Source organism: Serratia sp. G204Y (assembly GCF_051172435.1).
GTDB lineage: Bacteria > Pseudomonadota > Gammaproteobacteria > Enterobacterales > Enterobacteriaceae > Serratia > Serratia sarumanii.
The window spans coordinates 81349-92256 of record NZ_JBPIZA010000010.1; the positions used below are offsets into that span (position 1 = coordinate 81349).

Annotated in this window: 10 protein-coding genes and 1 pseudogene; 10 read left to right on the forward strand and 1 reads right to left on the reverse strand. The window is 64.6% G+C overall.

Translation table 11 applies throughout. The annotated features are described in order from the left end of the window. Window positions 1–83: 83 nt before the first annotated feature. Genes ACSBQQ_RS24175 through ACSBQQ_RS24215 form a run of 9 tightly spaced genes read left to right on the forward strand, consistent with a single transcriptional unit; the run spans window position 84 to window position 9668 of the window. On the forward strand, window positions 84–1025 hold the full coding sequence (locus ACSBQQ_RS24175; protein ID WP_060429423.1) for a VOC family protein: 942 nt from the start codon (window positions 84–86) through the stop codon (window positions 1023–1025). After that, window positions 1022–2233 carry an NAD(P)/FAD-dependent oxidoreductase gene (locus tag ACSBQQ_RS24180; protein ID WP_060388217.1) on the forward strand — a complete coding sequence of 404 codons (1212 nt, stop codon included), beginning with the start codon at window positions 1022–1024 and terminating at the stop codon, window positions 2231–2233. Before ACSBQQ_RS24175 ends, ACSBQQ_RS24180 begins: the two co-directional genes overlap by 4 nt. A gap of 23 nt (window positions 2234–2256) precedes the next feature. Further along, entirely contained in the window at window positions 2257–3513 is a 1257-nt protein-coding gene (locus ACSBQQ_RS24185) for an MFS transporter (protein WP_033635897.1), read from the forward strand. A 32-nt stretch (window positions 3514–3545) separates the two neighbouring features. Next, window positions 3546–4070 (forward strand): cupin domain-containing protein, encoded by a 525-nt coding sequence (locus ACSBQQ_RS24190; protein ID WP_004937634.1) that lies wholly within the window; start codon window positions 3546–3548, stop codon window positions 4068–4070. After that, entirely contained in the window at window positions 4070–4888 is an 819-nt protein-coding gene (locus ACSBQQ_RS24195) for an alpha/beta fold hydrolase (protein ID WP_043147999.1), read from the forward strand. Before ACSBQQ_RS24190 ends, ACSBQQ_RS24195 begins: the two co-directional genes overlap by 1 nt. Then, window positions 4885–5679 carry an SDR family oxidoreductase gene (locus tag ACSBQQ_RS24200; protein WP_041036613.1) on the forward strand — a complete coding sequence of 265 codons (795 nt, stop codon included), beginning with the start codon at window positions 4885–4887 and terminating at the stop codon, window positions 5677–5679. Before ACSBQQ_RS24195 ends, ACSBQQ_RS24200 begins: the two co-directional genes overlap by 4 nt. A 15-nt stretch (window positions 5680–5694) precedes the next feature. After that, window positions 5695–6489: an aspartate dehydrogenase gene (locus ACSBQQ_RS24205; protein ID WP_043147995.1), complete on the forward strand. Its 795-nt coding sequence runs from the start codon at window positions 5695–5697 to the stop codon at window positions 6487–6489. Between the two features lie 16 nt (window positions 6490–6505). Next, the gene (locus ACSBQQ_RS24210; RefSeq protein WP_033649626.1) at window positions 6506–7975 is read left to right on the forward strand and encodes an aldehyde dehydrogenase; all 1470 of its coding nucleotides are present in this window, start codon (window positions 6506–6508) and stop codon (window positions 7973–7975) included. A 52-nt stretch (window positions 7976–8027) separates the two neighbouring features. Then, the gene (locus ACSBQQ_RS24215) at window positions 8028–9668 is read left to right on the forward strand and encodes a thiamine pyrophosphate-binding protein (RefSeq protein ID WP_033649627.1); all 1641 of its coding nucleotides are present in this window, start codon (window positions 8028–8030) and stop codon (window positions 9666–9668) included. A 41-nt stretch (window positions 9669–9709) separates the two neighbouring features. Here the strand turns inward: ACSBQQ_RS24215 and ACSBQQ_RS24220 are convergent, their stop codons facing one another. Next, window positions 9710–10462: a M48 family metallopeptidase gene (locus tag ACSBQQ_RS24220; RefSeq protein ID WP_033635890.1), complete on the reverse strand. Its 753-nt coding sequence runs from the start codon at window positions 10460–10462 to the stop codon at window positions 9710–9712. Window positions 10463–10700: 238 nt separating this feature from the next. Between ACSBQQ_RS24220 and ACSBQQ_RS24225 the strand changes: the two are divergent. Continuing rightward, window positions 10701–10908, forward strand: a pseudogene (locus tag ACSBQQ_RS24225) (transketolase); the annotation flags it as partial.

Below are 10908 nucleotides of genomic sequence, written 5' to 3' on the forward strand. Positions count from 1 at the left end.
GCAGGAATAAGGCCCGTAGCAAACAGGGGCCGGGGTTGACTCATGCCTGAAAACCGTATGCAGCGAGAACGTGAGGCTGAACAATGAGCGTAATCGGAATCGAAAAACTGGAATTTGGCGTCGAAGATCTGCCAACCTGCGAAAAATTCATGCAAGACTTCGGCCTGCAGCCCGCCACGCAACATTGGGGCGAACCGCAGCGCGAATTCACTACCCTGAGCGGGGCGCGGATCGTCCTGCACCCGTTGCAAAGCGCGGCGCTGCCTGCGGCGTTTGAAGGTGGTTCTACCCTGCGCCGCATGACCTGGGGCGTGGCCTCGCCCGCCGATCTGGCGCGCCTGCAACCGCGTTTGGCGTTGATGCCCGGCTTCCGGCAGGTGGGAGAAGAGCTGGAATGTCTCGATCCCAACGGCATGACGCTGCGCTTCGTCGTCAGCCGCCAGCAGGCGGTCGAGGTGCCGGTCACGCCAATCAACCAATGGGGCGACGTGCGCCGCATCGATCAACCCAGCCCGGTCTATGCGCAGGCACAGCCGATCAACATCGGCCACGTGGTGTTCTTCGTTGAGGATCTGGCGGCGACCGAGCGTTTCTATCGCGAGCTGTTGGATTTCCAGGTTTCCGATCGCTATATCGATCGCGCCGTCTTCCTGCGCACCCAGGCGCGCGGCGGCCACCATAACCTGTTCCTGCTGAAGCTGCCGAACCGCCCACGGGGCCTGAACCACGTGGCGTTCACCGTGCGCGATATCCACGAAGTGATCGGCGGCGGCATCGCCATGAACAAGGAGAAGTGGAGCACCTTTATCGGCCCCGGCCGCCACCCGATCTCCTCGGCTTATTTCTGGTACGTCAACAGCCCGACCGGCGGGGCGTTCGAGTACTACACCAACGACGATTATCTGACGGAAAACTGGCAGCCGCGCGAGCTGGAGCATTCGTTGGTCTCCTTCACCGAATGGGCGGTAGAGGGCGGCATCGATCACGACACGCGCCGCCAGCATAAAAAGGCGGCGGCGTTATGAACCGGCCGGAACACGCGGGCATCGTCATCGTCGGCGGCGGCCAGGCCGGCGGCTGGGCGGCCAAGACGCTGCGCGATCGCGGTTACAGCGGCCGGCTGACGGTGGTCAGCGACGAACCCTACGATTTTTACGAGCGGCCGCCGCTGTCGAAAGCGGCGCTGCTGGATGCCGCGGCTCCCCTCAGCCGGCTGTTCAGCGAACAGACGGTGGCGGAGCTGAATATCGACTGGCGTCGCCCGCTGCGCGCCGAGTCCATCGATGCAGAACAGCAAATCGTCACGCTCAGCGACGGGCAACGGCTGCAGTTCGAGCAGTTGCTGATCGCCACCGGCGGTCGGCCGCGTTTGCCGGGCGCCGCCTGGGCGCAGCACCCGCGCGTGATGACGCTGCGTTCCTGGGACGATGCGGCTCGGTTGCGGCAGGGCCTGCAGGGTTGCGGGCGCCTGGCGATCGTCGGCGGCGGTTGGATCGGGCTTGAGATCGCCGCTTCCGCGCGCCGTCTCGGCGCCAAGGTGACGGTGTTTGAACGCCAGCCCGCGCTGTGCATGCGCAGCGTCGGCGCCGACGTTTCACAGGCGTTGCTCGAACTGCATCGTCAGCAGGGCGTCACGGTGCTGTGCGGCTGCGGCGAGATCTCGTTGGAAGATCGCGATGGCGCCGCCTGGATCGGCAGCGAAGTCAGCGATCCGCAGGCCTTCGACCTGGTGGTGGTGGGGATCGGCGTCGAGCTGAATCTCGAACTGGCGCGCAGCGCCGGGCTGGCGATCGAGTCCGGCATCGTGGTCGACGGCCAGGGGCGCACCAGCCATCCGGCGATCTTCGCCGCCGGCGACGTGGCGCGCCACCCGACGCTCGGCCTGTGCCTGCAGTCCTGGGCCTACGCGCAAAATCAGGCCATCAGCACCGCCTGCGCGATGCTCGACGCCTTCGCCGCACCGTATGACGACGTGGCCTGGCTTTGGTCGGATCAATACGACGCCAATATCCAGATCCTCGGCGTGCCGAGCGGCGGCGTGCACCATGTGGTGCGCCGCACGCCGCAGTCGCAGGTGTTCTTCACGCTGAACGCCGATCGGCAGCTGGTGCAGATGGTGGCGTTCAACGATGCGCGCACCATCAAGCTCGGCAAGCGTTGGCTGGCGAGCGGCCGGGTGCTGGATCCGCAGCAGCTGGCGGATGCGGAGTTTTCTTTGATGGCGTTGAAATAACGCCCGAACCTCGGGAGCGTTTTATGACTACGCAAGACATTGACGCCCGCGCTGGACGGGCGGGGGAAGCCGTTGCCGAAAATCCGCAGCAGCGGGTGCGCTGGTCGGTGCCGATCGCGCTGTTCGCCTGCGTGCTGCTGGCGTTTTTCGACAAGATCAGCATCGCGGCGCTGTTTTCCGATAGTGAGTTTCAGCAGGCGTTAGGCATCGGTTTTGACCCGGCGCGGCTGGGTTTGCTGATGAGCGCGTTTCTGTTCTCCTACGGCATTTCCTCGATGCTGCTCAGCGGCATCGGCGATCGGCTTAATCCGGTCAAGGTATTGATTGGCATGATGGTGGTGTGGGGCGTGCTGATGGTGTTGATGGGGATGACGCGTTCCTATCACGCCATGATGACGCTGCGCATTCTGCTCGGCATCGCCGAAGGGCCGCTGCTGCCGATGGCCTACGCCATTATTCGTCAGGCCTTCCCGCCGCAGCTGCAGGCGCGCGCCACCATGCTGTGGCTGCTCGGCACGCCGCTGGGCGCCGCGCTTGGCTTCCCGGTCACCCTGTACATCCTCAATACCTTCGACTGGCAGGCCACCTTCTTCTTTATGGCGTTTCTGACGCTGCCGGTGATGTTGCTGGTGCTGTTCGGCATGCGCCACCTGAACGTCGCGCGCCCGGCGGCAGCAACCAAGCCGGCGGTGTCCGAACGCAAACAGCATCGCCGCGAGCTGCTGCGCAGCCCGCACTTTTGGATGATCTGCCTGTTCAACATCGCCTTCCTGACCTACCTGTGGGGCATGAACGGCTGGTTGCCGAGCTATCTGATCAAGGGGAAAGGCATTCATCTGGAGCATGCCGGTTACCTCTCTTCGCTGCCGTTCATCGCCATGCTGCTCGGCGAAGTGCTGGGCGCCTGGCTGTCGGACAAGCTGGATCGGCGCGCGCTGGCCTGTTTCCTGTCTCTGTGCGGCGCCGGCCTCGGTCTGGCGGTGGTGCTGCACCTGCAGGGCACCTACAGCGTAATCGCCGCCATGGCCTTCAGCACCTTTATGTGGGGCGCCGGCGCGCCGAATATTTTCGCGCTGTTGGCGAAGGCGACCAGCAGCAAGGTCAGCGCCACCGCCGGCGGCATCTTCAACGGGTTGGGCAATTTTGCCGGCGCGCTGGCGCCGGTGCTGATGGGGGCGTTGATCGCCGCCACCGGCAATATGGATAACGGCCTGCTGTTCCTAGTGGTGATGGCTTTCGTCGGCTGCCTCATTCTGCTGCCGTTACTGAGAAAGTACTGATTAATCAATCGATTCAACAGAGGAGTGACAACATGTCTCAGGTTGAGAACAAAGCCGGCGTTAAGCCGCAGGATCTGTCGATGGAAAACTGGGTAGAGTCGCGCATCGCCCGCTTCGAAGGCCGTAAATACGACTGGAACGCGCTGAAATTCCAGGCCGACTTTGATCCGAAATACCGCCGTGCGCAGATGCGCTACATCGGCACCGGCGCCACCGGCGTGGCCAGCGACGCCAACACCATTCCGGCGGGCAACTTCACCTTCTCCACCATGGTGCTGCCGTCGAAGTGCGAGGGCCCGCTGCACCTGCACGACGACGTGGAGGAAGTGTTCTTCATGCTGAAGGGCAGCATCACGCTGATGATTCAGGACGGCGAAGAGTATTACGAAACCAGGCTGAAAGAGCGCGATCTGATCTCGGTGCCGGCGGGGGTATATCGCGGCCTGTTCAACCACGGTGAGGAAGAAGCGCTGATGTGCGTGATGCTCGGCACCGCCAAGCCGGAGATCCCGACCTATCCGGCGGATCATCCGCTGTCCAAAGTGAAGCGCAACTGATGAACGGCCTGGCGCAACGCCAACGGGCACGCTGCGGGGCGTATACCCTGAGCTGGCGCGAGGCCGGGCAGGGGCGGCCGGTGGTGTTGCTGCACGGCATCAGCTCCGGATCGGCCTCGTGGATCAAGCAGCTCAACGATAGCGGCCTGACGGATGGCCACCGTCTGTTGGCGTGGGACGCGCCGGGTTACGGCGGCAGCCTGCCGTTGGCGGATCCGCAGGCCGATGCCGCCGGTTATGCGGCGGCGTTGGCGGCGCTGATTGATGAGCTGCAGCTGGCGCAGCCGCTGATCGTCGGCCATTCGCTGGGGGCGCTGATCGGCAGCGCCTATGCCGCCGGCTATCCGGACGGGTTATGTGGATTGGCGTTGGCGGATCCGGCGCAGGGCTATGCCACGGCGCCGGAGGAAAAACGCCGGCAGGTGTACGGCCAGCGCCAACAGATGATAGAGACGCTGGGGCCGGTGGGCTACGGCGAGCAGCGGGCGGCGGCCTTGCTGCGTGAAGGGGCGGATCCGCAGGACATCGCCTGGGTGCGCAACGGCATGCAGCAGCTCGATCCCGACGGCTTTCTGAGAGCCGCCTGGATGCTGGCCAACGACGATATCGACCGCTATCTGGCGCGCTATCGCGGCCCGCTGGAAGTCTGGTGCGGTGAGCAGGATCGCATTACGCCGCCGGAGAAGGCGGCCGAGCTGGCGCGTGAGCAGGACGCGACGCTGCGTTTGATCGCCGCCGCCGGCCATGCCAGCTACCTCGACGCGCCGGCGTGTTTCAACCGCTATCTGCGGGACTTTACGGGAGCAATCCAACGATGAATTTTCAGCTTGAGAATCGGGTGGCGGTGGTGACCGGCGGCTCGTCGGGCATCGGTTTCGAAACCCTGAAGCTGCTGCTGGCCGAAGGGGCTAAGGTGGCGTTCTGCGGCCGCGATCCGGACAAACTGGCCGGCGCGGAGGCCAGCCTGCGTGCGGAGTTTCCGCAGGCGGAGATCCTGGCGCTGCGCTGCGACGTGCTGGACGCGCAGCAGGTGGCGCAGTTCGCCGCTCAGGTGACGGCGCATTTCGGCGGCGTGGATCTGCTGATCAACAATGCCGGTCAGGGCTTCGTCGCCCATTTTGACCAGACGCCGCGCGAAGCCTGGCTGCATGAGGCCGAGCTGAAGCTGTTCGGCGTGATCAACCCGGTGCAGGCGTTCTTACCGGCGCTGGAACGGTCGGCGATCGCGTCTATCACCTGCGTGAACTCGCTGCTGGCGCTGCAGCCGGAAGAACACATGATCGCCACCTCGGCGGCGCGCGCCGCGCTGCTCAACATGACGCTGACGCTGTCGAAAGAGCTGGTGGGCAAAGGCATTCGCGTTAACTCGATCTTGCTGGGGATGGTGGAGTCAGGCCAGTGGCGCCGCCGTTTCGACGAGCGCAGCGATAAAGATCAAAGCTGGGAACAGTGGACGGCGGCGATCGCCGAACGGCGCGGCATCCCGATGAAGCGCCTGGGCAAGCCGCAGGAGCCGGCGCAGGCGCTGCTGTTCCTCGCTTCGCCGCTGGCTTCCTTTACCACCGGCGCGGCGCTGGACGTATCCGGCGGCTTTAACCGCCATGTGTAGCAGGGGCCGATAAAGATGAAGAAGATCATGATGATTGGCTACGGCGCGATGGCGAAGGAAGTGATCGCCCGTTTGCCGGAAGGCGTGGAGGTTGGCTGGATCCTGGCGCGCGCGGCTCATCATGCGGCGATCGCCGCGGCCTTTGGCGGGCGGGTGCAGGCGCTGACCCATCCCGAGCAGTGTTTGCAGCGGCCGGATCTGGTGCTGGAGTGCGCCAGCCAGCAGGCGGTGGCGGAGTTCGGCGAAGCGGTGCTGCAGCGCGGTTGGCCGCTGGCGCTGATCTCGACCGGCGCGCTGGCGGACGCCGCATTGCAACAGCGGCTGCAGCAGGTTTGCCGCCGCCATCACGGGCAGCTGATCGTGCTGTCCGGTGCGGTGGCGGGGATGGATGGGCTGGCGTCGGCGCGCGAAGGCGGGCTGGAGAGCGTGACTTATCAGGCCAGCAAAAGCCCGGCCAGCTGGCGAGGCAGCCCGGCGGAGCAACTGATCGACCTCGATGTGGTGAGCGAAGCGCAGGTATTTTTTGAAGGCTCGGCGCGCGAAGCGGCGCGTTTGTTCCCGGCCAATGCCAACGTGGCGGCCACCATTGCGCTCAACGGCCTAGGGATGGACGCCACCCGGGTGCGCCTGCAGGTCGATCCCGCCACCCGGCGCAATACCCATCGTCTGCAGGTATGCGGCGACTTTGGCGAATTTCACATCGAGCTGAGCGGCACCCCGCTGGCGAGCAATCCCAAAACATCAACCCTGGCGGCGCTGAGCGCGGTACAAGCCTGCCGCCGTCTGGTGGACGGCGGTTTTATTGCCTGAACGGCAGGAGCGGAGCATGGAACGATTGAATATTTTTGTCGCCGGGCGCTGGCGTGAAGGGCGTGGCGAAGAGATGGCTTCGGTATTCCCGGCCGACGGCAGCGTCAACGCGCGGCTGCGCGCCGCCAACGTCGAGGACGTGAACGAGGCGGTGGAAGCGGCGGAGCGCGCCTGGCGCGCGCCGGAATGGCGCGGGCTGGTGCCGCATCAACGCGCCTCGATCCTCTACCGCGTCAGCAACCTGATCCTGGCGCAGCAGGAGCAGTTGGCCGAGCTGCAAACCCGCGACAACGGCAAGCCGCTGGCCGAGACCCGCGGGCTGGTGGCCAGCGCGGCGGCGACCGCGCGCTACTTTGCCGCCGCCTGCGAGGTGTTGGAAGGCGAGTTGCCGACCCCGCGCAGCGCCGAGGTGATGACGCTCAGCCAGTACCAACCGATGGGGGTGATCGCCGCCATTACGCCGTGGAACTCGCCGATCGCCAGCGAAATGCAGAAGGTGGCGCCGGCGCTGGCGGCGGGCAACGCGGTGGTGCTTAAACCGGCCGAAGCCACGCCGCTGATGGCGCTGAAGCTGGCCGAGCTGTTCGAACAGGCGGGCCTGCCGGCCGGGCTGCTCAGCGTGTTGCCGGGCAAAGGTTCGGTGATCGGCGAGGCGTTGGCGCGCCATCCGCTGGTGAAAAAGATCGCCTTTACCGGCGGGACCAGTACCGGGCGCCATTTGGCGCACATCGCCGCCGACAAGCTGATCCCCACCTCGCTGGAGCTGGGGGGCAAATCGCCGACCATCGTGCTGGAGGACGCCGATCTGGAACAGGCGGCGCGCGGCATCTGCTACGGCATCTTCAGCTCCGCCGGCCAGGCGTGCATCGCCGGTTCGCGGCTGTTCGTGCATCGTTCGCTGTATCAGCCGCTGCTGGCGCGCTTGACCGAACTGACGGCGGGGCTGCGCATCGGCAACCCGCTGGTGCCGGGCGTGCACCTCGGCCCGCTGATCAGCGCCAAACATCGGCAAAGCGTGGCGGACTACGTGGCGCTGGCGCGGCAGGAGGGCGGTCGGGTGATCATCGGCGGTGAAGCGCCGGCCGATCCGCAGCTGGCGAGCGGTAGCTATTACCTGCCGACCATTATTGAAGGCTTGAACAACGACGCCCGCGTTTGCCAGGAAGAGATCTTCGGCCCGGTGCTGGTGGCGCTGCCGTTTGACGATGAGCAACAGCTGATCGAACAGGCAAATGACTCGGTGTACGGCCTGGCGGCCGGCATCTGGAGCCGCGACTTCCCTCGCGCGATGGCGCTGGCGGAGCGGCTGGAAACCGGCACCGTCTGGGTCAATACCTACAAAACGTTCTCGATTTCCACGCCGTTCGGCGGTTTCAAGGAAAGCGGGCTGGGCCGCGAAAAAGGCCTGAACGGCATCAAGGCCTACATGCAGCAGAAAAGCGTGTATCTGGCGCTGAGCCATCAGGTGAATCGCTGGAGCGACTAGGCCGACACCTCTACGCATAACCCTAATAACGAATACCCTAAGAAGGCAGATGATGAGCGATAAAATCACGGTTGGCGAGGCGATAGCCCGGACTCTGGAACAGTACGCGGTGTCGGCGATGTACGGCATCATTTCGATTCATAATCTGCCGATCGCCGATGCGGTGGGGCAGCGCGATAAAATTCGCTTCGTGCCGGCGCGCGGCGAAGCGGGGGCGGTCACCATGGCCGACGCGCACGGGCGCTTCTCCGGCCTGGGCGTGGCGTTGACCAGCACCGGCGCCGGCGCCGGCAACGCGGTGGGGGCGATGATTGAGGCGCTCAACGCCAACACGCCGCTGCTGCATATCACCGGCCAGGTGGAAAAAGCCTATCTGGACGCCGACGCCGGTTTTATTCATGAAACCCGCGATCAGCTCGGCTTCCTGCGCGCCTGCTCCAAACGCGCTTACCGGGTCAATTCGCCGGAGCAGGCGGTGGCGGTGATCCAGCGGGCGATCCTGGATGCGCAAACCGTGCCCTGTGGCCCGGTGGCGGTCGAGATCCCGATCGATATTCAAAGCAGCCTGGTTTCCCGTTCGGTGCTGACCGAACCGTTGGCGCCGGCGCCGCTGCCGCAGGCGGACGATGCGGCGGTGGAACGGCTGCATCAGCGGCTGAAACAGGCCAAGCGCCCGCTGCTGTGGTTGGGGGGCGGCGCCTTGGCCTGCGGCGACGCGGTGCGCAAGCTGGCGGACGCCGGCGTAGCGGTGATCTCCAGCACCCACGGGCGCGGCATTCTGCCGGACAGCCATCCGCGCAGCCTGCGGGCGTTCCATAACTCACCGAGCATCGAAGCGATCCTGACGCAGTGCGATCTGACGCTGGTGGCCGGTTCGCGCCTGCGCAGTAATGAAACCCGCACCTGGACGCTGCCGCTGCCGCGCCCGCTGGTGCAGATTGACATCGATCCGGCGGCGGCCAACCGCAACTATCTGGCTGATGAGCAGATCAACGGCGACTGTGCGGCGCTGCTCGCGGCGCTGGCGGCGCGGCTGAGCCCCGGCGAGAAGGTCAACGCCGAGTGGGATGCCGAGATCGCGGGGGCGGTGCAGCAGGCGGAGCGCGCGCTGCGCCAGCAGTCCGGCGAATACGCCAAACTCAACGACGCCATCGACGCCGCGCTGCCGCAGGACGGGTTGCTGGTACGCGATATCACCGTTTCCGGCAGCGTCTGGGGCAGCCGGCTGTTCCGGGCGATCTCGCCGCTGTGCAACATTCACTCGCTGGCGGGCGCCATCGGTATGGGGCTGCCGATGGCTATCGGCACCGCGATCGCCAACCCGCAGCGCAAGGTGGTGGGGCTGGTGGGCGACGGTGGTCTGGCGCTGGGCCTGGGCGAGCTGGCGACCATGGCGCAGGAACAGGTGAACATCACCCTGATTATCATGAACGACGGCGGTTATGGCGTGATGCGCGGCATTCAGGACAAGTACTTCGCCGGGCGTCAGTATTACAACGAGCTGCATACGCCGGCCTTTACCCAGATCGCCGAAGCGATGGGGTTGAAAGCCTGGAAGGTGGACGCGGCGTCGCAGTTCAACGGCGTGCTGGCCGAGGCGATCAACTACCCGGGGCCGTCGGTGGTCGAGGTGGACATGAAGCAGGTCGGGCCGCTGACCTTCGCCGGGCCGCCGCAGAAGACGCTGTATTGAGACGATAAAAAACGCCCGGCGATTGCCGGGCGTTCTCGTGGTTATTTCTCTGCCGCGATGCGATCGCGAATGTGCTGAGCGCGCGCTTGGGAAGACGGGTGATCGTCGAACATGCTGCTCTGACGGCCGGCTTCCATCTGGGCCAGTTTTTCGAAGCTGGTGGCCAGGCCATTCGGATCGATGCCGCGCTTTTTCAGCAGATCGAACGAGTAATCATCCGCTTCGCTTTCCTGCTTCTGCGAGAACTGGGCGCTGACCAGCTTCTCGCCGATGTCCGCCAGCTGCGACTGCGACAGCGAACCGATGACGCCGCCGGCGGAGGACGCCGCGGTGCGCAGCGCCACGGTGCCGTAAGCCACCTGCATCGCCTTGCGGGTGTGGCCCAGCGCCACGTGGCCCATTTCATGGCCCAGCACGCCTTCGACTTCGTTGTCGTTCATCATGTCCATCAGGCCGCTGTAGACGCGGATGCAGCCGTTGGCCATCGCCCAGGCGTTGACGTCTTTGGTCACGTAGACCTTGTAGTTGGCCGGGGTGCCGTTGATGTTGTCGCCCAGCGCCGCGGCGATTTTGTTGAGACGCTTGGCGTAGGTGCTGTCGGCCGGCGCGATTTGTGCCTTGCTGTCCATCTCGGCGCAGGATTTATCACTCAGGGCCTTAACGTCGTCGTTGCTCAGGGTCGCCGCCTGGAACGCCTGCGCGCCGGACTGCATCAAGGTTTCGGTATTCAGGTTTTGACAGCCGGTTGCCAGGGTGGCAATGCCCAACGCAATCAAAGAGGTACGGATCTTCATAACGCCATCTTCCTGTGAAGGTAACAAGGTAAAAGAGTCATTTTGCTTGGAGGAAATCTTGTTGCAAGAGCCTAGTGTACGCCAGCCGGGGCGAGAATAGTGTTATTCCGAAAAAGCGTCCAATCGTGCTAATAAGTGGTGAACTCGCTCTCATTTGGCATTAGGGATTGCCGTTGTGATGTGGAGTCTGAGAAAATAGGGAACTTGACTGCTTTTTTTATCCGACCTGGAGTAAAACATGTCCTCTCGTAAAGAGCTTGCCAACGCCATCCGCGCACTCAGCATGGACGCCGTACAAAAAGCCAATTCCGGCCACCCCGGTGCCCCTATGGGCATGGCGGACATCGCCGAAGTCCTGTGGCGTGACTACCTCAACCACAACCCGACTAACCCGCACTGGGCTGACCGCGACCGTTTCGTGCTCTCCAACGGCCACGGCTCCATGT

Bases quoted from the DNA above. Each gene is read 5' to 3' on its own strand.
- ACSBQQ_RS24180 (WP_060388217.1), top strand. From the start codon at position 1,022: ATGAACCGGCCGGAACACGCGGGCATCGTCATCGTCGGCGGCGGCCAG.
- ACSBQQ_RS24205 (WP_043147995.1), top strand. From the start codon at position 5,695: ATGAAGAAGATCATGATGATTGGCTACGGCGCGATGGCGAAGGAAGTG.
- ACSBQQ_RS24185 (WP_033635897.1), top strand. From the start codon at position 2,257: ATGACTACGCAAGACATTGACGCCCGCGCTGGACGGGCGGGGGAAGCC.
- ACSBQQ_RS24195 (WP_043147999.1), top strand. From the start codon at position 4,070: ATGAACGGCCTGGCGCAACGCCAACGGGCACGCTGCGGGGCGTATACC.
- ACSBQQ_RS24215 (WP_033649627.1), top strand. From the start codon at position 8,028: ATGAGCGATAAAATCACGGTTGGCGAGGCGATAGCCCGGACTCTGGAA.
- ACSBQQ_RS24200 (WP_041036613.1), top strand. From the start codon at position 4,885: ATGAATTTTCAGCTTGAGAATCGGGTGGCGGTGGTGACCGGCGGCTCG.
- ACSBQQ_RS24220 (WP_033635890.1), bottom strand. From the start codon at position 10,462: ATGAAGATCCGTACCTCTTTGATTGCGTTGGGCATTGCCACCCTGGCA.
- ACSBQQ_RS24210 (WP_033649626.1), top strand. From the start codon at position 6,506: ATGGAACGATTGAATATTTTTGTCGCCGGGCGCTGGCGTGAAGGGCGT.
- ACSBQQ_RS24190 (WP_004937634.1), top strand. From the start codon at position 3,546: ATGTCTCAGGTTGAGAACAAAGCCGGCGTTAAGCCGCAGGATCTGTCG.
- ACSBQQ_RS24175 (WP_060429423.1), top strand. From the start codon at position 84: ATGAGCGTAATCGGAATCGAAAAACTGGAATTTGGCGTCGAAGATCTG.